Here is a 23824-nt window from a genome sequence, read left to right as displayed (position 1 = left end):
CCGGCTCACTCCTCGCGCTCACGCTGAGCCGCCTTCCGTTCGCGACTGCGGGGCTCGCAACCCCGGCTCACTCCTCGCGCTCACGCTGAGCCGCCTTCCGTTCGCGACTGCGGGGCTCGCAACCCCGGCTCACTCCTCGCGCTCACGCTGCGCCGCCTTCCGTTCGCGACTGCGGGGCTCGCAACCCCGGCTCACTCCTCGCGCTCACGATTCGGCCCGGACGGCGAAGCGGACCAGGCTGACCGAGCCGACGAAGCCGAGCAGCGAGAGCACCACAAGCACCGGCAACGTGGTGGCGTGCCGGTTCAGCGCGGCCTCCGCGCCCACCGCGGCGAGCATCGCGGACAGCAGCAGGTCGGCGCCGACGACCCGGTCGAGCAGGGACGGGCCGCGGTAGATCCGCAGCAGGGCGAGCAGCGCGGTGGCCGAGAGCAGCACGGTCAGCGCGACGGCGAGCAGGACGGTCACGGGTCGTTCCTCCGTTCGACGGGTTCGAGGTCGAGCTGGCGTACCTCGGTGGGAGAGCCGACGGCGCGGACGATGCGCCGCTCGACGGCGCGCACGCGGTCGCGGCTGCCGGCCAGGTCCTCGGGGCCGCGCACGTCGAGCACGTGCACGTAGAGCACGCCCCGCGTGCGGTCGATGTCGAGGATCAGCGTGCCCGGCACCAGCGAGATCACCTCGGCGGTCAGCGCCAGGTTCAGGTCGGTGCGGACCCGCAGCGGCACCGCGATGATCCCGCCGCGCGGGCGGTAGCCGGGACGCAACGCCACGGCGGCGACGTGCACGCTGGCGCTGACCAGCTCCGCGACGAACGTGCCGGCCAGCACCAGGAGCGGGCCCGGTCGCAGCCGGCCGCCGAAGGTGACCGGCGGCAGCGGGAAGAAAAACAGCACCGCCGCGCCGAGCACCAGGCCGGTGAGCAGGTTGCCCCAGGACACGTCGCCCCACAGCAGCAGCCAGGCGACGACCAGCCAGCCGAGCGCCACCGCCTGGTCACGCCGCCGCCCGCCCCGGCGACCCACCGCCGGCCCGGCCGGGTCGGCGACCGGCGGCTCCCCGCTGCCGCCCTGGGCCGGACCGGCGGTCACGGCACGTCCCGGGGCAGGACCGCCCGGACGTACGGGGTGCGCTGGCGCAGGTCGGTGGCCGCGTCCGCGGTGACCTGGAACAGCGGGCCCGCGAACAGGGTGAGCAGCACACCGAGCGCGACGAGCGCGGCGGTGGCGCCGACCATCAGGTTGGGCAGCCGGGCGTCCGGCGTGGTGGTGGCGAGTTTCGGGGCCCGCCAGAACGCGATGTTCCACACCCGGGACGCGACGTAGAGGGTGAGCAGGCTGGTCAGCGTCCCGGCCCCGACCAGCACGGCGGGCAGCGCCCCGCCGGCCGCCACCCCGGCCTGGAGCAGGCCGAGCTTGCCGAGGAAGCCGGAGAACGGCGGGATGCCGGCCAGGTTCATCGCCGGGACGAAGAACAGCACGGCGATCACCGGGGTGACCCGGGCCAGCCCGCCGAGTCGGCGCAGGTCGGTGCTGCCGGCCCGCTCCTCGACCAGGCCGGCGACCAGGAAGAGCGTGGTCTGCACGGTGATGTGGTGCACCACGTAGAAGATCGAACCGGACAGGCCGGCGACGCTGCTCAACGCCACCCCGAAGATCATGTATCCGATGTGGCTGACCAGCGTGAAGGAGAACAGCCGCTTCATGTCCGACTGGGCGACCGCGCCGAGGATGCCCACCACCATGGTCAACCCGGCCACCACCATCAGCAGGCCGGACACCTGGTCGCCGGGGAAGAGCAACGTCTCGGTGCGGATGATCGCGTACACGCCGACCTTGGTGAGCAGGCCGGCGAAGACCGCGGTGACCGGCGCGGGCGCGGTCGGGTAGCTGTCCGGCAACCAGGCCGACACCGGGAAGACCGCCGCCTTGATGCCGAACGCCAGCAACAGCATGAGCTGCAGGGTCAGGCGTACGCCGGACGGCACCGCGTCGAGCCGGCCGGCGAGCTGCGCCATGTTGAGCGTGCCGGTGGCCGCGTACACCAGGCCCACCGCGGACAGGAAGAGCAGCGACGACAGGATGCTGACCACCACGTACGTGGAGCCGGTACGCAGCCGGGCCTCGGTGCCGCCCAGCGTGATCAGCACGAAGCTGGCGGCCAGCAGGATCTCGAAGCCGACGAAGAGGTTGAACAGGTCACCGGCGAGGAACGCGTTCGTCACGCCGGCGGTCAGCACCAGGTAGGTGGGGTGGTAGATGCTCACCGGCGCGGTCTCGCCGGTCTCCGCCCGGCCCTGCCCGATCGAGTAGAGCAGCACGCAGAGCGTGACCGCCGAGGAGACCACCACCATCAGCGCCGCCAACTGGTCGGCCACCAGCACGATGCCGACCGGCGCCGGCCAGCCGCCCACCCGCACCACCACCGGCCCGTGCCGGTACGCCTCGACCAGCAGCACCACCGCCACCAGGAGCACGCCGGCCAGGCAGAGCACGCTTATCGACCGCTGCAACCGGGGCCGCCCGGTCAGGATCAGGGTGAGCGCCGCGCCGAGCAGCGGCACCACCACCGGCAGCGGCACCAGCCCGCTCATGAGTTTTCGTCCCGGCGCAGCCGGCGGCGGGCCGGTTCCGGGTCGACCTGTTCCCGGTCGTCGTCCGCGTCGTCCCCGCCCAGGTCCGCGGCGGCCACCTCGTCGCGCCCGGCCAGCCGGACGATCTGCCGGTCCTCCAGGTCGTCCTGCACCTCGTCGTCGCCGCTGGTGTACCAGCTCCGGTAGGCGACCGCGAGCAGGAACGCGGTCAGCCCGAACGTGATCACCACGGCGGTGAGCACCATCGCCTGCGGCAGCGCGTCGCTCATCGCGCCGGCCGGCGCGGTGCCGGCCAGCGGCGCGGCGCCGGACCGGCCGCCGAGCAGGATGAGCAGGTTGACCCCGTTGCCGAGCAGGATCACGCCGAGCAGGATCCGGGTCAGGCTGCGTTCCAGCAGCAGCGTGACGCCGGTGGCGACGAGCACCCCGACCGCCAGCACCAGCACCAGGGTCGGCCCGGCCGCCCCCCGCGTCATGAGCCGGACCCGTCGCGCTGGACGGTCAGGCCGCGGCCCGGCTCGCCGGCCGCCTCGACGTGCCGGTCCACCTCGGCGCCCAGGCTGCGCAGGATGTCCAGCACCAGCCCGACCACCACCAGGTAGACGCCGACGTCGAAGAAGATCGAGGTGACCAGGTAGAAGTGACCGAGCAGGGGCAGCCACAGGTCCACCTTGACGCTCTGCAGCACCTCGCCGGTGACCAGCAGGCCGAGCACGCCGGTGCCGACCGAGACGGCCAGTCCCGCGCCGAGCACCGTGCCGGCGCCGACCGGGGCGGCCTCGGCCAGCTCGTACCGGCCGCCGGCCAGGTAACGCAGGGTCAGCGCGAGGCCGGCGACCAGCCCGCCGGAGAAGCCGCCGCCCGGCGCGTTGTGCCCGGAGAAGAGCAGGAACAGCGAGAAGAGCAGCACGGTGTGGAAGATCAGCCGGGTGACCACCTCGAACACGATCGAGCGTCGCCGCTCGCCAAGCGTCTGCCCGCCGAGCAGCCAGACCGTACGCCCGGCGCGCGGCATCGCCGGGCGGGGACGGCGTGGACGCGGGCCGGTGCGGGACCGCTCGAAGATCAGGCTGGCCACCCCGGTGGCGGTCACCACGAGCACCGAGATCTCGCCCATGGTGTCCCAGGCGCGGATGTCCACGAGGGTCACGTTGACCACGTTGCGGCCGTACCCCTGCGCGACCGCGAGGTCGGGAAAGGCCGCGGAGATCGACGGCGCCCGGCGGGCCCCGGCCGCGGCCAGCGCCAGGCCGGCCATCACCAGCCCGGCGGCGACCCCGACGCCCCGGCGCACCCACCGGCTGCGGCGCAGCGGGCGGGCCGAGAAGCGTTCCGGCAGACGCCGCAGCACCAGCACGAACACCGCGATGGTGGCGGTCTCCACCAGGAACTGAGTGAGCGCCAGGTCCGGCGCGCCGTAGAGGACGAACATCATCGCCGTGCCGTAGCCGGTGACGCCGACCAGCAGCATGGCGGTGAGCCGGCGGCGGGCGCCGACCGCGAGCACCGCCGCGACCGCGATCACCACGCAGACCACCAGCTGGGTCGGGTTGTCCCAGGGCGCCAGCTCCACCCGCCACGGCGCGGTGGCCAGCATCGCCCCGCCGGGCACCAGCACCAGGACCAGCAGCACGGCGCCCAGGTACTGCGGCAGCGAGCCGCGCTGGGTGACGCTGGTGACCTCGATGGCGAGCCGGTCGAAGCCGTGGATCACCCGCTCGTACCCCTGGTTGCCGGAGACCGGCGAGCGCAACCGGGCCAGCACGGGCGTGAGTGGGCCGCGGGCCAGGTGCAGCGCCACACCGCCGGCCAGCACCACCGCGGAGAGGCCGAGCGCCGTGGTCGGCCCGTGCCAGAGCGCCAGGTGTTCGTCGACCGGGCCGAACAGCTCCGCGTACGGTTCGAGCAGGCCGCTCAGCCACCCGGCGGCCGGACCGGCGGCGAACCCGGCCACGGCGAGCAGCGCCGGGGGTACGAGCATCGCGGCGGGCGGGCGGCCCACCTCGGTGTCGGCGGCGCCGGGGCGGGTGCCGAACGCGCCCCACAGGAAGCGGATGCTGTAGGCGACGGTCAACGCGCTGCCGGCGACCAGCGCCGCCAGCACCCACGGCTGGTCGGTGAACGCGGCGAGCTCCGCCTCCTTGGCCACGAACCCGAGCAGCGGCGGCACCCCGGCCATCGACGCCGCCGCCAGCGTGGCGACCGTGGCCAGCGCCGGCGCGGACCGGCCCACCCCGGACAGGTCGCGCAGGTCCCGGCTGCCCGCCTCGTGGTCGAGGATGCCGACGACCAGGAACAGCGCCGACTTGAACAGCGCGTGCGCGGCCAGCATGGCGGCGCCGGCCAGGGCGGCGTGCGGGGTGCCCGTGCCGAGCACGACGGCGAGCAGGCCGAGCTGGCTGACCGTGCCGTACGCCAGCAGCAGCTTGAGGTCGCACTGCCGCAACGCCGCCCAGCCGCCGGCGACCAGCGTGACCAGCCCGGCGACCACGGTGACCGGCCGCCACGGCCCGGCCGGGGCGAGCGCCGGCCCGAGCAGCCCGATCAGGAAGACGCCGGCCTTCACCATGGCGGCGGCGTGCAGGTAGGCGCTGACCGGCGTCGGCGCCGCCATCGCCACCGGTAGCCAGGCGTTGAACGGGAACACCGCGGACTTCGCCAGCGCGCCGGCCAGGACGAGCAGCACCGCGGTGGTCAGCCAGCCGCCGCCGGGCAGCGGCGCGGCGGCCACCGCCGACCAGCGGTAGCTCCCGGCGTGCTGGCCGAGCAGCAGGAACCCGACGAGCATCGCCAGCCCGCCCAGCGTGGTGACGGTGAGCGCCTGGGCGGCGGCCCACCGGCTGGCCCGACGCTCGGTGCTGTGGCCGATCAGCAGGTAGGAGAAGACGGTGGTCAGTTCCCAGAAGACGTAGAGCAGCAGCAGGTCGTCGGAGACGACGAGGCCGAGCATCGCGCCGGCGAAGGCCACCAGCACGGCGGCGAACCGGCCGAGGCCGACCGAGCCGGGCGGGAAGTAGCGGGCGGAGTAGACCAGCACCAGCGCGCCGACGCCGCCGACCAGCAGCATCATCAGCCAGGACAGCGTGCCGACCCGCAGCGCGACGTCGAACCGGAGCTGAGGGATCCAGGTGTACGTCTCGACCACCGCGCCGCCGTCGCGTACCGCACCGGTGTGCGCCACCGCCCAGCCGACCGCGGCGGCCGGGACGAGCGCGAGCGCCAGGCAGGCGCGCGGTCCCCACCTGCGGACCAGCAGCGGGGCGACGAGCGCCGCCGCCAGGTGCAGGATCAGCAGGACGAGCACGCGCACTCCCGGTCGAGGTGACAGCGCGGCGGCGCACGCTGGGGGCACGACCGATCACACGCCACTTCCCACCGTGCCGCGCCGCTTTTCCCGAAACCCGCCCAACCGCCGCACCCCGCCACAACCCGGGCGCACTCGAATCCCACGTCACGGGAGGCCCTGCCGCGGGCGAGCAGGGGTGTGGCGCGTGGGTGGGCAGGTCGCGGACCGGGAGCCGAGCGTGGCCCGGGGTCAACTCAGCGTGGCGGGGTCGCGGTGGGCGACCGCGGCCGGGTGGGCGCCGGCGAGCTGGCGGGCGGTGCGGTCGACCACGCGCTGCGCGTCGGCCAGGGAGCGGACCGGCAGCCGGGCGTCCCGGCTGCCGCGACGCAGGACGAAGTAGTGCACCGCGGCGCGGACCAGCGCCCGGTCGGCGGCGCTGGAGCGCGCGGTGGCGACCACCAGCTCGCGCAGGCGCCGGGCCAGCTCCTCGGCGAGCTCCAGCTCTGTGCCGTGCAGCCCGGTGCGGAGCGTGGCGAGCCGGCTGTCCACCTTGCGGATGAGCACGTCGGTGCCGAGCCTGATGCCTCGCTCGTCAACGGTCATCCATGCCTCCAGCCGCGCCGCGTTGCGAGTGAAGTTACTTTATGTTGCACTGCACAAGCAAGCAGTTAAGTAAGACTTAACGGTCCAAAGCGTTCATTCAGCGCGTCATTTGCCGGCGCCGGACAGAACGCCCCGGCCGAGGGCCGGATGTCACACCGGCGCGGCAGGATGGGGAGCGTGACGGACGAGGCGACCCCGCCCGGCGGGGTGCTGGCGGAATTCGGCGCGGCGACCCGGGCGTGGTTCACCGCGGCGTTCGCCGCGCCCACACCGGCCCAGGAGGGCGCCTGGCGCTCCGTCGCGGCCGGGCGCAACGCCCTGGTGGTCGCCCCGACCGGCTCCGGCAAGACCCTGGCGGCGTTCCTCTGGTCGCTCGACCGGCTCGGCAAGGAGCCGCCACCGGCCGATCCCCGGCGACGCTGCCGGGTGCTCTACGTGAGCCCGCTCAAGGCGCTCGCCGTCGACGTGGAGCGCAACCTGCGCACCCCGCTCATCGGCATCCGCCAGGCCGCCACCCGGCTCGACCTGGCCCCGCCCGAGGTCACGGTCGGCATGCGCACCGGCGACACCCCCGCCGACGAGCGGCGCGCCTTCGCCCGCACCCCGCCGGACGTCCTCATCACCACGCCCGAGTCGCTGTTCCTGCTGCTCACCTCCGCCGCCCGCGACTCGCTGCGCGGGGTGGACACGGTGATCGTCGACGAGGTGCACGCGGTCGCCGGCACCAAGCGCGGCGCGCACCTGGCGCTCTCCCTGGAACGACTCGACGCGCTGCTCGACCGCCCCGCGCAGCGGATCGGGCTCTCCGCCACGGTGCGGCCGATCGACGTCTGCGCCCGGTTCCTCGGCGGGGCCCGTCCGGTCGACGTGGTGCAACCGCCGGCCGACAAGACCATTGAGGTCAGCGTCCAGGTCCCGGTGGAGGACATGACCCGCCTCGACGAGCAGGAGCCCCCGGAGGACGAGCTGGGCGGGCTCGGTCCGCGCCGCCCGTCGATCTGGCCGGCCGTCGAGGAGCGGGTGCTGGCGCTGATCCGCGCGCACCGGTCCACAATCGTCTTCACCAACTCCCGGCGCGGCGCCGAACGGCTCTGCGCCCGCCTCAACGAGCTGGCCGCCGAGGAGGCGGAGGCGTCCGCCGCCCCGGAGGGCGGCCGCGTGGCCGCCGGCGGCGAGCCGGTGCGCGTATCCGATCTCCTGCCCGGCCGCGGCGACCCGCCGGCCGGCGACGGGCGGCGCGGCGCGGACGCCTTCGGCGGGCCGGTCGGCCCGGTGCGCGCGCCCCGGCAGCCGGCCGAGGTGATGGCCCAGTCCGGCGCGGCGGCCGGCGCGCCGACGGTGATCGCCCGGGCGCACCACGGCAGCGTCTCCCGGGAGGAGCGCAAGCACATCGAGGAGGCGCTGAAGTCCGGCCAGTTGCCCGCCGTGGTCGCCACCTCCAGCCTGGAGCTGGGCATCGACATGGGCGCGGTCGACCTGGTGGTGCAGATCGAGGCGCCGCCCAGCGTCGCGGCCGGCCTGCAACGGGTGGGCCGGGCCGGGCACCAGGTGGGCGCGGTCTCCCGGGGCGTGGTGTTCCCCAAGCACCGCGGCGACCTGCTCTCCTGCACCGTCGTCGCCGAGCGGATGGGCGAGGGCGCGATCGAGGAGCTGCACTACCCGCGCAATCCGCTCGACGTGCTGGCGCAGCAGATCGTCGCCATGGTGGCGCTGGAGCCGTGGCAGCTCGGCGACCTGGCCGTGCTGGTCCGCCGGGCGGCGCCCTTCGCCGAGCTGCCCGACTCGGCGCTGCACGCGGTGCTCGACATGCTCTCCGGCCGCTACCCGTCCACCGCCTTCGCCGAGCTGCGGCCCCGGCTGGTCTGGGACCGCGCGACCGACGTGCTGACCGGCCGGCCCGGCGCCCAGCGGCTCGCCGTGACCAGCGGCGGCACCATTCCCGACCGGGGCCTGTTCGGCGTCTTCCTGGCCGGGGCCGAGCGGGCGGCCCGGGTCGGCGAGCTGGACGAGGAGATGGTCTACGAGTCCCGCGTCGGCGACGTGTTCCTGCTCGGCTCGTCGTCCTGGCGGATCGAGGAGATCACCCCCGACCGGGTGCTGGTCTCCCCCGCGCCCGGCCAGGCCGCCCGGATGCCGTTCTGGAAGGGCGATCAGCTCGGTCGCCCGGTCGAGCTGGGCCGGGCGATCGGCGCCCGGGTCCGCGCGCTGCTGCGCCAGTCCGACGACGACGCGGTGGCGGCGCTGCGCGCCGGCGGGCTGGACGACTGGGCCGCAGGCAACCTGATGACCTACCTGCGCGAGCAGAAGGCGGCCACCCGCTCGCTGCCCGACGACCGGACGGTGGTGGTCGAGCGGTTCCGCGACGAGCTGGGCGACTGGCGGCTGGCTGTGCACTCGGTGCTCGGCGCCCGGGTCAACGGGCCGTGGGCGCTGGCCATCGGCCGCCGGCTGGCCGAGCGCTACGGCGTGGACGCCCAGGTGATGCCCTCCGACGACGGCATCGTGGTCCGACTGCCGGACACCGCCGAGGAGCCGCCCGGCGCCGACGTGGTGGTGTTCGAGCCGGACGAGATCGCCCAACTGGTCGAGGAGTCGGTCGGCACGTCGGCGTTGTTCGCCTCCCGGTTCCGCGAGTGCGCGGCCCGGTCGCTGCTGCTGCCCCGCCGCGACCCGCGCCGCCGGCAGCCGCTGTGGCAGCAGCGCCAACGCGCCGCGCAACTGCTCGACGTGGCCCGGGAATACGCCGACTTCCCGGTCACCCTGGAGGCCGCCCGGGAGTGCCTTCAGGACGTCTTCGACCAGCCGGCGCTGGCCGGGCTGATGCGTGACCTGGCCGCCCGCAAGGTCCGCCTGGTCGAGGTGGAGTCGGAGCGCCCGTCGCCGTTCGCCAGGTCGCTGCTGTTCGGCTACGTCGGGGCGTTCCTCTACGAGGGCGACGCGCCGCTGGCCGAGCGACGGGCCGCCGCGCTGGCACTCGACTCCGGCCTGCTCGGCGAGCTGCTCGGCCGGGTCGACCTGCGGGAGCTGCTCGACCCGGCGGTGCTCGCCGAGACCGAACGCCAACTGCGCTGGCGCACCGAGCAGCGGCGGCCCCGCGACGCCGAGGACGTGGTCGAGCTGCTCCGGGTGGTCGGTGACCTGAGCACCGCCGAGCTGGCCGAGCGGGGGGTGCCGGCGGCCTGGCCGGAGGAGCTGGCGGCGGCCCGCCGGGCACTGCGGGTGCGGATCGCGGGCGAGGAGCGCTGGATCGTCGTCGAGGACGCGGCCCGGCTGCGCGACGCGCTGGGCGTGGCGCTGCCGGTCGGCGTGGCCGAGGCGCACCTCGCCCCGGTGGCCGACCCGCTCGGCGACCTGGTCGCCCGCTACGCCCGCACCCACGGCCCGTTCGCGGCGGCCACCTGCGCGGCCCGGTTCGGCCTCGGCGTGTTCGTGGTCGAGCAGGCGCTGCGCCGGCTCGCCGGCACCGGCCGGGTGGTCTCCGGCGAGTTCGCCCCGGACAGCGTGGGCACCCAGTGGTGCGACGCGGAGGTGCTGCGCCTGCTGCGCCGTCGTTCCCTGGCGGCGCTGCGCCGGGAGATCGAGCCGGTGCCGCCCCGGGCGCTGGCCGCGTTCCTGCCCCGCTGGCAGCAGGTCGGCTCCTCGGCCCGGGGCGTCGAGGCGGTCGCCGCGACGGTCGAGCAGTTGCAGGGCGTGACCGTGCCGGCGTCCGCGCTGGAACGCCTGGTGCTCCCCGCCCGGGTCGCCGACTACTCGCCCGCCCAGCTCGACGAGCTGTGCGCGAGCGGCGAGGTGGTGTGGGCCGGCGCGGGCGCGATCTCCGGCGGCGACGGGTGGGTGACGCTGGCGTACGCCGACGTCGCGCCGCTGCTGTTGCCGCCGCCGGACGAGGCGCTGACGCTCACCCCGCTGCACGAGTCGGTGCTCGACGCGCTCGCCGACGGGCAGGCGCTCTTCTTCCGTTCGCTCTCCGACCGGGTCGGCGCGACCGACGACGCCGCCCTCTCCGGCGTGGTGTGGGACCTGGTCTGGGCCGGGCACCTGACCAACGACACGCTCGCGCCGCTGCGGGCGGCGTTGGGCGCGGGTGGGGCGCACCGGTCCCGCCCGTCGGCCCCGCGGACCCGCTACCGCCGCCCCGGGCGGGTGGCGCTGCCCAGCCGGGGCGGCCCGCCGACCATGGCCGGGCGCTGGTCCCGGCTGCCCGAGCGCGACCTCGACCCGACCCGCCGGGCCGCCGCCCTGGCCGACCTGCTGCTGGAACGGCACGGCGTGGTGACCCGGGGCGCGGTGGTGGCCGAGCAGGTGACGGGTGGCTTCGCCGGGGTCTACCCGGTGCTGTCCGCGCTGGAGGAGCGCGGGGCGGCCCGGCGCGGCTACTTCGTCGAAGGGCTGGGCGCGGCCCAGTTCGCGGTGCCCGGCGCGGTGGACCGGATCCGCGCCCTGGCCGACCCGGCGGACGGCGGCCGGGGCGGCGGCGGGCCGACAGTGGTGCTGGCCGCCACCGACCCGGCGAACCCGTACGGCGCGGCGCTGCCCTGGCCCGAGCGGGTCGTCGACTCGGGTGACGGCGCCGCCCCGGCCACCGGTCACCGGGCCGGGCGCAAGGCGGGCGCGCTCGTCGTGCTGGTCGGCGGCGACCTGGTGCTCTACGTCGAGCGGGGCGGGCGGACGATCCTGTCGTTCAGCGAGGACGCCGACACGCTGGGCGCGGCCGGCAAGGCGCTCGCCGACGCGGTGCACTCCGGCGCGCTGGGCGCGATCTCGGTGGAACGCGCCGACGGCGAGGCGGTGCACTCCTCGCCGCTGCGCGACGCGCTGACCGCCGCCGGGTTCCGGGCCACCCCCCGGGGCCTGCGCCTGCGCGGTTGACCGGGCACGAGGACGAGGAGGGGGCGATGACCGGGGCGTGCGTCTCGTTGACCACGGACTACGGGCTCACCGACGGGTTCGTGGCGGCCTGCCACGGGGTGCTCGCCCGGCTCGCGCCGACCGCCCGGGTGATCGACGTGACGCACCTGGTGCCGCCGGCCGACGTCCGCCGGGGCGCGGCGGTGCTGGCGCAGACCGTGCCGTACCTGCCGGTCGGGGTGCACGTGGCGGTGGTCGACCCGGGGGTCGGCACCGAACGGCGGGGGGTCGCGCTGGCCACGCCCGCCGGGCTGCTGGTCGGGCCGGACAACGGGCTGCTCCTGCCGGCCGCGGCGGCGCTCGGCGGAGTGACCGACGCGGTGGAGCTGACCAACCCGGAGTGGCTCGCGCCGGCGGTGTCCCGCACCTTCCACGGGCGGGACGTGTTCGTGCCGGTGGCGGCCCGGCTGGTGACGGGTGCGCGGCTGACCGACGCCGGTCCGGCCGTCGACCCGGCGACGCTGGTCCGGCTGCCGGATCCGGTGGTCCGCGCCGACGCCGACGGCTTCGCCGCCGAGGTGCTGACCGTCGACCACTTCGGCAACGTCCAGCTCGCCGCGCCCGGCGCGCTGCTGGACGCGCTGCCGGCTCGGGTGCGGGTGAACGGGCGCGAGGCCGTGCACGGCCGCACGTTCGGCGACGCCCCGCCCGGCGCCCTGGTGGTCTACGTCGACTCGGCCGCCCAGGTGGCCATCGCGGTGAACACCGGACGAGCGGCCGACGCCCTCCGAGCCAACCCCGGCGACGTGCTCACCATCACCACCCCTCCTCCGCGATCATGCGGTTGATGCCCCGCCATAAGGGACGAAAGCCTCGGCAGGAGGGCTGAAACTGCACGATCGCGGAGGGTGGAGGTGACCTCTGTCAGCAGCGGGGGACGGTGCCGCCGGACACCGAGGACAGGTACGCGTGGCTGACGTAGGTGCCGCCGACCAGGCGGTACCACCTCGTCGTGGTGCGGTAGGTCCCGGCGATCCGCTGGCCGGTCAGGTAGCACTCGACCGGCACCTGGGCGGCCGTGGCGGCCAGGCCCCGGCTGGGATAGGTCGTGCTCGCGCCGGCGCGCAGGTTCAACGGTCCGGAGCCCACCACGGCCCGTGCCCCACTGCCGGTCCAGAGCAGGGTCACGTCCACCCACGCGTTGTCGGCGAGTCGCAATCCGTCCCAGAAGGTGCCGTCGGCCAGGTCGAGGCCGGCCGGGTTGCGCACGGTCCGCCCGAACTGGTCGCGCCCGCCGTTGTAGCCGCTCTGGTAGGCGGCCTGCGCCTCGGGAAGCCCCTGCGGCAGGTCCTTCCAGTTCTCCCGGACGGTCGGCGGGTTCCACCAGTCGTCGCGGGTGTTCCACGGGCCGACGTCCCAGACCGGCGCGTACTCGCAGCGGCTGCCGTTCGTGGTGCAGACCTTGACCGTGTAGTCGCCGGTCCCGCGCGGGGAGAGGCCGCGCCGGGTGGGCAGCGCCGCGAAGTGGTCCCGGACGGCCACGGTGTGCCCGTTGGCGGTGACGCCGCCGACCAGGCCGATCCGGGTGGCGTACACCCGGTAGGTGCGCGCGGCGGCCGCCGGGGTCGCGGTGGTGGCGACCCGGTCGGCGCTGAGCGTCAGCCCGGTCACGGTGGCCTCCGCCGTGGCGTCCGGGGTGGTCAGCACGACGCGGGTCTGCACGCGGGTGACCGGCTGGTCGAAGACCGCCTCGGCGGCGTCGCGCCACTCGGTCCAGCGGCCGGCGCGCCAGCCGCGCACCTGGGCGGTGGCCGTGCCGCCGGCACGGGTGCGGGCGGCGAGCCGGGCGCGTACCCGGGTGGCGGGCCGGTCCAGCGCGCGTGGCGCGGAGAGCAGGATGCCCTCGGCGACCGGCCCGGCCGCGGCGGCGGGTCGGGTGCGCGGGGTGGGCCGGGGGTCGGCGAGCCGCAGGCGGCCGGACCGCCAGGCGACGTTGACGTCGTCGTCGCCACCGACGGCGAGGTCGGCGGACCAGTGTTCGGCGGCGTCCGCCGGTGCGGCGGGCGCCGGCGGCGCGGCCGGCGCGGGGGTGCCGGGCAGGCCGGCGGTGAGGGTGAGCAGGGCGGTCAGGGCGACCAGGGTACGGCGGGCACGGGCCATGGGATTCTCCTCAGAACCCCCTGATCCTCGCCGTCGGACGGATGAATGGGAACATAGGTGCAAATAGCGAAACACGCGAATTTCGCTCGGTCGGGGAGAATGGTGGCGTGCCCGAAGGTGACACCGTCTGGAACACCGCCCGCGTCCTGGAACGCGCGCTGGCCGGGGCCCGCCTGACCGGGTCGGACTTCCGCGTGCCGCAGCTCGCCACCACCGACCTGACCGGCTGGACCGTCCGCGAGTCGGCCAGCCGGGGCAAGCACCTGCTGCTACGCCTGCGCGACCCCGACGCGGCGGAGCTGACCCTGCACTCGCACCTACGGATGGACGGCGCATGGCGGGCGTACGCGCCGGGCGAGCGGTGGACGGCGCGGCCGGCGCACCTGATCCGGGTGGTGCTCCGCTCCCCCGGCGCGGTCGCGGTCGGCTACCACCTGCACGAGCTGGCGCTGGTCCCGACCGCCGAGGAGGACTCGCTGGTCGGGCACCTCGGCCCGGATCTGCTCGGCGCGGACTGGGATCCGACCGAGGCGGTCCGCCGGCTGGCCGCGCACCCCGACGCCACCATCGGCGAGGCGCTGCTCGACCAGCGCAACCTGGCCGGGGTGGGCAACCTCTACAAGTGCGAGGTGCTCTTCCTGCGGGGGGTGTCGCCGTGGACGCCGGTACGGGCGGTACCGGACCTGGCCGGCACCGTCGCGCTGGCCCAACGGCTGCTCGCGGCCAATCGGGGCCGCTGGACGCAGAGCACCACGGGCGTGCTCCGCCGGGGCGGGACCAGCTACGTCTACGGCCGGCGGGCGCAGCCGTGCCGGCGCTGCGGGACCGCGATCCGCAAGGAGGAGCTGGGCGAGCGGGTCACCTACTGGTGCCCGGTCTGCCAGCCGGAACGCGAGTGACGTGGAACTTCCACGAACCGTCGAAGATCCCCCGAGATACGGACGATTGGGTACTTCCCTCGCAGCCCTCCGGCGTCGCATGCTGCGGTGGACCGCTCACCGATCGTCAGCGGCGCGTCCGCCCGCCACGCCGGGGTGACGGCCGGCGCGCCCCGATCCCGGGGAGAGCCATGGTGCTGTTCCGCAGACTCCGGCCCGGCCGGCCGGACCGGGCCGACGTCGCCGAGGAGACCGCGCCCACCGTCCCCAGCGCCCGCGCCGCCGACGAGCCGACCGCCGCGCCGGCCAGCCTGGACCCGGCCGCCGTACCGCGCCTGTTCGGTCCGGTGCCGAACACCGCCGGCAGCCCGCTGCCCGCGCTCGACCCGGACGGCCGGCCGGTGCCCGGCACCGGCATCCGCAAGTTCGTCGACACGCTGCCGCTGCCCGGCCGACCGGCCACCGACGGGCTCGGCGCCCGGCTGCCGGTCGCCACGCCGGACACCATCACGTGGCCCGGGTGCGACTACTACGAGATCGGCCTCCAGGAGTACGCCCAACGCCTGCACCGGGACCTGCCGGCCACCCGGCTGCGCGGCTACCGCCAACTCAACCTGGGCACGGACCCGGCCGGCCACAACACGGTGAGCCCGCCCGACCGGCCATGGCACCTCGGTCCGATGATCGTGGCCCGACGGGGCCGGCCGGTGCGGATCAAGTTCATCAACCAGCTCCCCACCGGCCGGGCCGGCGAGCTGTTCCTACCGGTCGACGAGACGGTCGACGGGGCCGGCGCCGGCCCGCTGGACGGTCCCGCGCCCTACCCGCAGAACCGGGCGGTGCCGCACCTGGCCGGGGCGCAGACCGGTTGGATCAGCGCCGGCAACCCGTGGCAGTGGGTGACCCCGGCCGGCGAGATCACCCCGTACCCGGTCGGGGTGGGTGTGACGCCGGTGCCCGACATGCCGGCCCCCGGCGCGGGCGCCACCACGCTCTACTTCCCGAACGACCAGAGCGGTCGGTTGATGTGGCTGCACGACAACACGCTCGGCCTGTCCCGGCTCACCGTCTACTCCGGGCAACTCGCCCTCTACCTGCTCACCGACCCGGCCGAGGAGCGGCTGGTGGACGACGGCGTGCTCCCCGCCGACCAGTTCCCGCTGGTGATCGAGGACAAGACGTTCGTCCCCGACGACGCCCAACTCGCCGCCCAGGACCCGACCTGGGACCGGGACCGCTGGGGCGCCAAGGGCAGCCTCTGGCACCCGCACGTCTACCAGCCCCGGCAGAACCCGTACCGGCTCAGCGGCACCAACCCGACCGGCCGCTGGGACTACGGCCCGTGGGCCCACGACCCGGACGGCGGGGCGAGTCCCTGGGTCGCCCCGGTGCCGAACCCGCACCACGACCCGGTCGCCGACCCGGACGAGCCGCCGCTGGTCCCGGGCGTGCCGCACCCGTCGGCCGTCCCCGAGGCGTACGGGGACACCCCGCTGGTCAACGGCGTGGCGTACCCGTACCTGGAGGTCGCGCCGCGGGCGTACCGGTTCCGGATCCTGAACGCCTGCGGCGACCGGGCGCTCAACCTCCAGCTCTACCGGGCCGCCTCGGACGCGCCGATCTGGGCGCCGGACGGCGGGCCGGGTGATCCGCTCGCCGGCGAGGTGCCGATGGTGGAGGCGGTCCGGGCGGCCGGGCGGCCCGCGTACTGGCCGGTCGACGGGCGCGACGGCGGCGTCCCCGACCCGGCCGCCGCCGGGCCGGAGCTGATCCGGATCGGCAACGACGGCGGCCTGCTGCCGGCCCCGGTGGTGCTGGCCAACCGGCCGGTCGACTACCGCTACGACCGGCAGGACCCGACCGTGCTCAACGTGGACGGGCACGCGCTGCTGCTCGCTCCGGGCGAGCGCGCGGACGTGGTGGTGGACTTCTCCACCGTCGCGCCGGGCACCACCCTGATCCTCTACAACGACTGCCCGGCCCCGCTGCCCCGGTTCGACCCGCGCCACGACCACCACACCGGCGCACCGGACCGCACCGCCTCGGGCGGCCTGCCGCCGACGCGCCCCGGCTACGGCCCGAACACCCGGACGCTGCTCCAGATCCGGGTCGCCGGCACGCCGTCCCCCCGGTACGACCTCCGGTGGCTCGCCGCCCGCCTGCCCGCCGCGTACGCGTGGAGCCAGCCGCCGCCGATCGTGCCGCAACCGGCGTACGACCCGGCGTTCGGCACCCGTACCGCCGGTCCGACCCTGGTCCCGGCGCGGGCCACCTCGGTCACGTTCACCCCGTCCGGCGCGTCCGCCCCGGTCACGCTGCCGCTGTCGGTGAAGTCGGTCGGGCAGGTGTTCGAGCCCCGGCACGGCCGGCTGGTGGGGCGGCTCGGCGTGGGCCACCCGGTCGGCGGTCCGCTCGCCCCGGCCGTCCTGCCGCTCGGCCCGGGCGAGCCGGCCACCGAGGTGCTGTTCGCGACCGACCCGGCCGTGCCGGTGGGCGTGCCGGGCGACGGCACCCAGCTCTGGCGGATCGTCGGCGCCGCGGACCGCACCCACCCGGTGCACGTCGAGGGCTGCGACGTGCAACTGGTCAACCGGGTCGGCTGGGACGGCACGCTCCGTCCGCCGGCGGACGACGAGCTGGGCTGGAAGGACACCGTCCGTGTCAACCCCCGGGAGGACGTGGTGGTGGCGCTGCGCCCCGTCCCGCCCGGCCTGCCGTTCCGCGTCGGCGACAGCGTACGGCTGCTCGACCCGACCAGACCGGCCGGCGCGCGGCTGGACGCCGGTGGTGTCAGCCCGGTCGACGGCCGGCCCACAGTGGTGGTCAACCAACTGGTCAACCTGGGTTGGGAGTACCGCTGGCAGACCCGCTCGGCCGGGCTGCGCGACCAGGGCATGAGCCGGCCGCTGGTGCTGCGGGTGACGCCCCGGGCGCCGACCGGGCTGACCGCGACCCCGATGCCGGGTTCGGCCACCGCGCTGCCCGCCATCGCGCTGACCTGGACCGGCAACGGCAGCCGTCCGCCGGCCACCAGCCACCGCCTGCAACGCGCCACCGACAGCGCCTTCACCGCCGGCCTCACCGAGATCACCGTGGCCGCCGCCGCGACCCGCTACACGGACGCCACGGTCACGCCTGGCGTCACCTACCACTACCGGATCCGGGCCGAGAACGCGATGAGCTGCTCGGTCTGGTCGAACAGCGCGCCGGCCTCGGTGTTGCTGGCCGCGCCGGCCCGGCTGACCGCGGCGGTGCCGCCGGCCGCGCCGGCCCGGGTGGCGCTGCGCTGGACGAACCACTCCTTCGCCACCGGGGTGGACGTGCAACGCGCCACGAACCCGACCTTCACCAGCGGGCCGGGCACCACGGCGATCGCCGTCGGCGAGAGCCACGTCGACCCGGCGGTCGCCCCGGACACCACCTACTACTACCGGGTACGCACGACGTACCTGGGCGCGGCGTCACCCTGGTCGACGGTGGCCACGGTGAACGTCCCGCCCCGGCCGTCCGCGCCCATCGGGTTGGCCGCCACCGCCGGCGCGCCGTCGACGGACACGGCCACGGTGACGCTGAGCTGGTCGGCCGAGACGCCGGCCGGACCGGGCGGCGGGTTCGTCGTGCAGCGGGCCGCCGACGCGAGCTTCACCCGGGAGCCGACCACGTTCCGGGTGACCGGCCGGGGCTTCACCAACACCGGGCTGTCCCGGGGCGTCACCTACCACTACCGGGTACGCGCGACGAACGTCGTCGGCACCTCCCCCTGGACCCCGCCGGTCCCCGTCACCACCCCGGACTGACCGGTCGCCCGCGCACACGGGCGCCGATCCGCGTGATCCGGCGCGCCTCGGGCCGACCGAGGACCCGCCCCATCGCGCCAGCCCGCACCGGATCACCGACGTGACCGCCCACCCGGCGGTCGCGCCGAGTCGCCACGCAGCTCACCGAGCCGCGCCGCCGGTCCCCGCAGAGGCAGGCCCGGATCACACCGAGGCGAGCCCGGACCACGCCAGGCCGCAGCGGCGTCCCGCTGGATCGCGGGGCGCCGCTCCAGAAGAAGACATCACTTCAGAGCCATATACCTCAGAGGCATAATTATGCCTCTGAGGTATATCCGCCTTCCCCGCATCGTTCTTTTGGGAAGGTGTCACGGAGGGTAGCGACCCGAACGAGACAACCTGTTCGGCCCGCGCCTCTTCCCATCCCCGGCGAATTTCGAGGTGAGCCGATATCGGCACGACGCCGGATGACGTCGATCGGAACGAGGACGGCGGGGCCGACCCCGGGCTCGGGCCGCGCCGGGGCCGGGCAACGCCGGGCCGGACAACGCCGGGGCCGGGGCCGGGACGCAGCCGATGGGTCGGCGGGCGCGGACGGTCAGGGGGTGCGGAGCGGGGTGCGGAGCTCGGCCAGGGCGGCGGCGACGCCGTGCAGCAGGTCGGTGGCCTCGGTGAGGCGCGCGGCGGCCGGGTGCGCGGTGTTCGGGCGGGCGTCCTCGGCCACGTAGCCGGCGGCGGCCACCACCAGCCGCTCGTAGGCGGCCACGCCCTCCTGCAGTTGCGCGACGAGCGTCGCGTGCACCTCGGCGAGCGGGCCCTGCGGGGCCAGCTTCACCGCGCCCTCCACGCTCGCCACCCTTGCGGCCAGCTCACGCAGGGAGCGGTCCGCCTCGGCCGCCTCCCGTACCGCCGGCTCGGCCAGCCCGGTCAGCCGACCGGCCAGCCCGGCCAGGGTGAGCGCGGCCCGGTCCAGCCGGGTCCACGGCTCGGCCGCGGCGGTGCCGCGGAACGCCAGGCGGGAGCGGACCCGGCGGACCTCGGCGAGGACGCCCGGACCGACCGGCAACCGTTCGACGGCGGCGACCAGCCGGGCGCGGGAGCGGGCGGCGGCCTCGGCCGGGTCGAGCGCCGGCGGGGCCGGCACCGCGGCGAGGGCCCGGTGGTCGGCCCAGCGCCACACGGCGACCGCTATCGCGCTGCCCGCGGCGCCGGCCCACGCCGCGTCCGGCAGGCCCAGCCCGGCGTACGGGGTGAGCACCGCGGCGGCGCCGCCGAGCCCACCGGCCAGGACGCTCCAGCGTCGGGCCGAACGCCGCAGCTTGCCCAGCCGCCGGAAGTGTCGCGCTCGCTCGTCCGCCATGGCTCTCCTCGTCCGTCAGCCGGTGGTGGTCTCCCCGGTGCCGCGCTCGCGGCTCATGCTGGCCCGGATCTCGTCCAGTCGCGCGGCGGCGGCCGGGTCGGTCGACTGCTGCTGCCCCACCGCGGGGCGCTCCTGCCGGCCGCCGAGCTGGTCGCCGGCCATGCTCGACCGGATCTGTTCCAGTCTGGCCGATCCGGCCGAGTCGAGCGTCGCCTTCTGGATCTCCAGCATCCGGCCCTCGACCGAGTTGCCGGCCAGCTCGGCCCGGCCCATGGCGGTGGCGTAGCGGCGCTCGATCCGGTCGCGGACCTCGTCCAGCGACGGGGTGCTGGCCGGCGCGGTCAACGACGACATCGACTCCAGCGAGCGGGCCACGCTCTCCTGCATCTTGGCCTGCTCGAGCTGGCTCAGCAGCTTGGTGCGCTCGGCGAGCTTCTGCTGCAGGATCATCGAGTTGTTCTCGACCGCCTTGCGGGCCTGCGCGGCCGCGCCGAGCGCCTGGTCGTGCAGCGTCTTGAGGTCCTCCAGCGCCTGCTCGCCGGAGACCAACTGGGTGGCGAGCATCTGGGCGGACTGCTCGTAGCGCCCGGCCTCGGTCTCGTCGCCCTTCGCCCGGGCCTGGTCGGCCAGCGCGAGCGCCTGCCGCGCGTTGCCCTGGAGCTGCTCCACCTCGGTGATCTGCCGGGACAGCTTCATCTCGAGCTGACGCTGGTTGCCGATCACCGCCGCCGCCTGCTGGACCAGCGCCTGGTGCTGCCGCTGCGCCTCCTCGACCGCCTGCTGGATCTGCACCTTCGGATCGGCGTGCTCGTCGATCTTCGCCCCGAAGAGCGCCATCAGGTACTTCCAACCCTTGACGAACGGGTTCGCCATCTCCGCCTCGTCCCCTCAGTAGCGTCGCGCCTACATCGTCCCAGTCGGACGCCACCCCGGCACCCGTACGACCCTGATCAACACTACGACGCGAGCGCCACTGGCGACCATGCGCGAGCCGACGGGGTCAGGCCGCGCAGACCACGTCCCGCTCGGCGGGGCGCACCCGGGTGCTGCGCAGCGTCGCCTTGAGCGGCGAGTCCTGCCGGACCTGGACGGCCACCGCGCCGTCGGAGGTGACCTGCCGGACCCCCCGGTTGGTCGCCTTGCGCACGGCGGCCGGAGCCACCGGCGTCGACTCGACCGGCTCGTCGACCACCGGCACCAGCACGCCCGGCATCTGCTCGGCCAGGGCGACCGTGTCGCTCACCTCGCGCAGCAGCTCGGACAGGCGCGCGCCGAGCGCGTCGCAGATGGCGGCCAGCAGCTCGCTGGAGGGCTCCTTCTGGCCGCGCTCGATCTCGGAGAGGTAGCCGAGGCTGACGTTGGCGGCGGACGAGACCTCGCGGAGGGTGCGGTGCTGCCCCTGCCGGCGCGCCCGCAGTGCGTCACCGATCACCCGGCGTAGCAGGACCATCGCACCTCCCCCTGAAACGGGTCATCGCGCCCGACCGGCGAGCGCCGCGCCGGAGCCTTCCCGCAACCGTACCCGTTGACCGCCACGACGACATCCCACCCCGCCTGTCCAATCCCGCCGGACCGGTCGCCGGGCGGCGGTCATCGCCGGCCGGCGCCGGCCGGGTCGGCGGCCGACGCGTCGTGGACCGTCTGGATCCGCTCGGCGAGCAGGCGCAGCGCCTCCACCACCGCGGCGGTGCGGATGCGGTCGCGGCCGCCGTCGAGGTCGAGCCGGCGCACCTCGGCGCCGGCCGGGCCGGCGACCGCCACGTAGACCAGGCCCACCGGCTTGCCGTCCTGCGGTTCCGGGCCGGCCACGCCGGTGGTGGCCAGGCCCCAGTCCGCGCCGCAGCGCCGCCGCCCGCCTTCGGCGAGCGCGACGGCCACGTCCGGGTCCACCGGCCCGCGCGCGGCCAGCAGGTCCTCGGGTACGCCGGCCAGGGTCGCCTTGAGCTCGGTGGCGTAGACCACGAACCCGCCCCGGTAGATCGAACTGACCCCGGCGATCTCCACGATCGCGGCGGCGAGCAGGCCACCGGTCAGCGACTCGACAGTGGCCAGCGTCTCGCCGCGGTCGTGCAGGCGGTGCACCACGGAGGCCGCCGGGCTGCCGGCGGGCCGCTGGTGTCGCGCGTCGGTGTCCTCCATGACCGCCCCTTCTTCCCGCGTCGCGCCGGCTTACTCGCCGGCTGACCGGATCAACGCGCGGGACGGCGCAGCCGCAGCGCCTGCGCCACGTAGTCGAAGCCGGTCGCCACGGTGACCAGCACGGCGGCCCCCATGATCCAGGGGCCGACCGGGGCCAGCGCGGCCGGCATCGGCCAGAGGTACCAGGTGATCGCCAGGATCTGCAGCGCCGTCTTGATCTTGCCGCCCCGGCTGGCCGCGATCACCCCGTGCCGGATCACCCAGAAGCGCATCGCGGTGATCCCCAGCTCGCGCACCAGGATCACCACGGTCACCCACCAGGGCAGCCGGTCGTACCAGGAGAGCAGCACCAGCGCGGCGCCGGTGAGCGCCTTGTCGGCGATCGGGTCGGCGACCTTGCCCAGCGAGGTGACCAGCTCGAAGCGGCGGGCGATCCACCCGTCGACCAAGTCCGTGGCGGAGGCCACCACGAAGATCAGGCAGGCCGCCATCCGCCAACCGGCGTGGGTCATCCCGGACGCGACGACGGTCACCGCGAACACCGGCACCAGCACCAGCCGCGCCGCGGTCAGCAGGTTGGCCGCGTTGAGCAGTGGCACGGGCGTGGCCACCGTCGACTCCGCCCCGGTCATGTCCGGCATCGCCCCACGTGGCTTCCCCGCTCCGTCCGGACCCGCCGTCACCGTGCCGCGCCGGGCGCCGCCGAGATCATCTCATCCGGCACGGCGACCAGGTCGACACCCTCGGTCGCGGTGACCCGGGCCCGGACCAGGTCGCCCGGGCGCAGCGCGGCCAGGTCGACGCCGCCGCCGTCCGGCGCGACGAGCGTGGTCGAGCCGTCGACCTCGGGCGCCTGGTGGGCGGCCCGGCCCTCGACCACGCCGTCGGCGACCGAGTCGACAAGCACCTCCACGGTCGAGCCGAGCCGCTCCTCGGCCCGCTGCGAGCACAGCTCGTCGGCGAGCGCGCTGAGCCTGTCGTAGCGCCGCTTGACCGTGCCGGCGGAGACCTTGCCGGGCAGTCCGGCCGCCTCGGTGCCGTCCTCGTCGCTGTAGTCGAACATGCCGATCGCGTCCAGCCGGGCGTCGGTCAGGAACCGGACCAGCTCGGCCACGTCCTGCTTCGTCTCACCGGGGAAACCGACGATGAAGTTGCTCCGGGCGCCCGCCTCCGGCGCGAGCGCGCGGGCCGAGGCCAGCAGCTCCAGGAACCGGTCGGTGGAGCCGAAGCGCCGCATCCGGCGCAGCACCGGCTCGCTGGAGTGCTGGAACGACAGGTCGTAGTAGGCGGCCACGCCGGGCGTGGTGGCGATCACCTCGACCAGTCCGGGCCGGGTCTCGGCGGGCTGGAGGTAGCTGGCGCGTACCCGCACGATCCCGTCGATCGCGGCGAGCTGCGGCAGCAGCTTCTCCAGCGCGCGCGGGTCACCCAGGTCCTTGCCGTAGGAGGTGGAGTTCTCGCTGACCAGCACCAGCTCGCGGACGCCGGTCTTGGCCAGCCACTCGGCCTCGGCGAGCAGCTCGTCCGGGGTACGCGAGACGAACGCCCCCCGGAACGCCGGGATGGCGCAGAACGCGCACCGCCGGTCGCAGCCGCTGGCCAGCTTCAGCGAGGCCACCGGACCGGTGTCCAGCCGGTGCCGCAACACCTGGCGCAGGTGCGCCGGGGTGTGCGCGTCGGTCTCCGGCGCGACCCGGGTCGGGGTGCCGTGGCCGGGCAGCGACACCGCCGCCTCGCGCCGCTTCACCGGGGTCAGCGGGAGCAGCTCACGCCGGTCGCGCGGGGTGTGCGCGTCGATCGCCTCGCCGGCCACCACCGCGTCCAGGCGGGCGGCGATGTCCGGGTAGTCGTCGAAGCTCAGCACCGCCTGCGCCTCGGGGAGACTGTCGGCCAGCTCACGCCCGTACCGCTCGGCCATGCAGCCGGCGGCGACCACCTTGGCGCCGGTGTCGGCGGCGGCCAGCAGCGTCTGGATCGAGTCCTGCTTGGCCTTCTCGACGAAGCCGCAGGTGTTCACCACCACCACGTCGGCGCCCTCGCCGTCGGTGGTCACCTGCCAGCCGTCGGCGTGCAGCCGGGCGGCCAACTCCTCCGAGTCGACCTCGTTGCGGGCGCAGCCCAGGGTCAGCAGCGCGACGCGGCGCCCGTCGGATGCGGAGGAGGAGGTATCAGACACCATCC

Annotated in this window: 17 protein-coding genes; 4 read left to right on the top strand and 13 right to left on the bottom strand. The window is 75.4% G+C overall.

Going from position 1 to position 23824, the window contains the following annotated elements:
- Positions 1-204 precede the first annotated feature (204 nt).
- The 6 genes from ACIA5A_RS12680 to ACIA5A_RS12655 all read right to left on the bottom strand — a co-directional run bounded on the left by ACIA5A_RS12680 (position 205) and on the right by ACIA5A_RS12655 (position 6482).
- Entirely contained in the window at positions 205-468 is a 264-nt protein-coding gene (locus ACIA5A_RS12680) for a monovalent cation/H+ antiporter complex subunit F (protein WP_181572286.1), read from the bottom strand.
- Positions 465-1091 carry a Na+/H+ antiporter subunit E gene (locus ACIA5A_RS12675; RefSeq protein WP_396760295.1) on the bottom strand — a complete coding sequence of 209 codons (627 nt, stop codon included), beginning with the start codon at positions 1089-1091 and terminating at the stop codon, positions 465-467. The genes ACIA5A_RS12680 and ACIA5A_RS12675 overlap by 4 nt, the downstream gene beginning before the upstream one ends.
- Complete coding sequence (locus tag ACIA5A_RS12670; protein WP_396760292.1) at positions 1088-2593, bottom strand: Na+/H+ antiporter subunit D; 1506 nt, start codon at positions 2591-2593, stop codon at positions 1088-1090. Before ACIA5A_RS12670 ends, ACIA5A_RS12675 begins: the two co-directional genes overlap by 4 nt.
- Positions 2590-3069, bottom strand: coding sequence for a Na(+)/H(+) antiporter subunit C (locus ACIA5A_RS12665; protein ID WP_396760289.1), 480 nt, complete (start codon positions 3067-3069; stop codon positions 2590-2592). The genes ACIA5A_RS12670 and ACIA5A_RS12665 overlap by 4 nt, the downstream gene beginning before the upstream one ends.
- Positions 3066-5897 carry a Na+/H+ antiporter subunit A gene (locus ACIA5A_RS12660; RefSeq protein ID WP_396760287.1) on the bottom strand — a complete coding sequence of 944 codons (2832 nt, stop codon included), beginning with the start codon at positions 5895-5897 and terminating at the stop codon, positions 3066-3068. Before ACIA5A_RS12660 ends, ACIA5A_RS12665 begins: the two co-directional genes overlap by 4 nt.
- Positions 5898-6128: 231 nt before the next feature.
- The gene (locus tag ACIA5A_RS12655) at positions 6129-6482 is read right to left on the bottom strand and encodes a hypothetical protein (RefSeq protein ID WP_396760285.1); all 354 of its coding nucleotides are present in this window, start codon (positions 6480-6482) and stop codon (positions 6129-6131) included.
- A gap of 168 nt (positions 6483-6650) precedes the next feature.
- Here ACIA5A_RS12655 and ACIA5A_RS12650 point away from each other — a divergent pair, with 168 nt between their 5' ends.
- A complete protein-coding gene (locus tag ACIA5A_RS12650; RefSeq protein WP_396760283.1) occupies positions 6651-11351 on the top strand; it encodes a DEAD/DEAH box helicase in 4701 nt (1566 codons plus the stop codon).
- 26 nt (positions 11352-11377) lie between these two features.
- On the top strand, positions 11378-12178 hold the full coding sequence (locus tag ACIA5A_RS12645; protein ID WP_396760280.1) for an S-adenosyl-l-methionine hydroxide adenosyltransferase family protein: 801 nt from the start codon (positions 11378-11380) through the stop codon (positions 12176-12178).
- 76 nt (positions 12179-12254) lie between these two features.
- Here ACIA5A_RS12645 and ACIA5A_RS12640 read toward each other — a convergent pair whose 3' ends face one another.
- Entirely contained in the window at positions 12255-13490 is a 1236-nt protein-coding gene (locus tag ACIA5A_RS12640; RefSeq protein WP_396760276.1) for a hypothetical protein, read from the bottom strand.
- A 107-nt stretch (positions 13491-13597) separates the two neighbouring features.
- Between ACIA5A_RS12640 and ACIA5A_RS12635 the strand changes: the two genes are divergently transcribed.
- Entirely contained in the window at positions 13598-14389 is a 792-nt protein-coding gene (locus ACIA5A_RS12635; protein ID WP_396760274.1) for a DNA-formamidopyrimidine glycosylase family protein, read from the top strand.
- 170 nt (positions 14390-14559) lie between these two features.
- Positions 14560-18165 carry a fibronectin type III domain-containing protein gene (locus ACIA5A_RS12630; protein WP_396760272.1) on the top strand — a complete coding sequence of 1202 codons (3606 nt, stop codon included), beginning with the start codon at positions 14560-14562 and terminating at the stop codon, positions 18163-18165.
- 577 nt (positions 18166-18742) lie between these two features.
- On the opposite strand, the gene ACIA5A_RS12625 is transcribed toward ACIA5A_RS12630, so the two are convergent.
- The 6 genes from ACIA5A_RS12625 to rimO all read right to left on the bottom strand — a co-directional run bounded on the left by ACIA5A_RS12625 (position 18743) and on the right by rimO (position 23822).
- Positions 18743-19504 carry a hypothetical protein gene (locus tag ACIA5A_RS12625; RefSeq protein WP_396760270.1) on the bottom strand — a complete coding sequence of 254 codons (762 nt, stop codon included), beginning with the start codon at positions 19502-19504 and terminating at the stop codon, positions 18743-18745.
- Between the two features lie 15 nt (positions 19505-19519).
- Positions 19520-20377 (bottom strand): PspA/IM30 family protein, encoded by an 858-nt coding sequence (locus ACIA5A_RS12620; RefSeq protein WP_396760268.1) that lies wholly within the window; start codon positions 20375-20377, stop codon positions 19520-19522.
- 127 nt (positions 20378-20504) lie between these two features.
- Entirely contained in the window at positions 20505-20954 is a 450-nt protein-coding gene (locus ACIA5A_RS12615; RefSeq protein ID WP_396760265.1) for a helix-turn-helix domain-containing protein, read from the bottom strand.
- Positions 20955-21094: 140 nt separating this feature from the next.
- Complete coding sequence (locus ACIA5A_RS12610; RefSeq protein ID WP_396760262.1) at positions 21095-21643, bottom strand: CinA family protein; 549 nt, start codon at positions 21641-21643, stop codon at positions 21095-21097.
- A 50-nt stretch (positions 21644-21693) separates the two neighbouring features.
- A complete protein-coding gene (pgsA, locus tag ACIA5A_RS12605; protein ID WP_396760654.1) occupies positions 21694-22275 on the bottom strand; it encodes a CDP-diacylglycerol--glycerol-3-phosphate 3-phosphatidyltransferase in 582 nt (193 codons plus the stop codon).
- 47 nt (positions 22276-22322) lie between these two features.
- Entirely contained in the window at positions 22323-23822 is a 1500-nt protein-coding gene (gene rimO, locus ACIA5A_RS12600) for a 30S ribosomal protein S12 methylthiotransferase RimO (RefSeq protein ID WP_396760260.1), read from the bottom strand.
- Between the last annotated feature and the right edge of the window lie 2 nt (positions 23823-23824).

It is taken from the genome of Micromonospora sp. NPDC051300 (assembly GCF_044455315.1).
GTDB classification, from domain to species: Bacteria; Actinomycetota; Actinomycetes; order Mycobacteriales; family Micromonosporaceae; genus Micromonospora; species Micromonospora robiginosa.
Note: the sequence above shows the minus strand (reverse complement) of the source record. Positions and strands in the feature narration are given on the sequence as shown.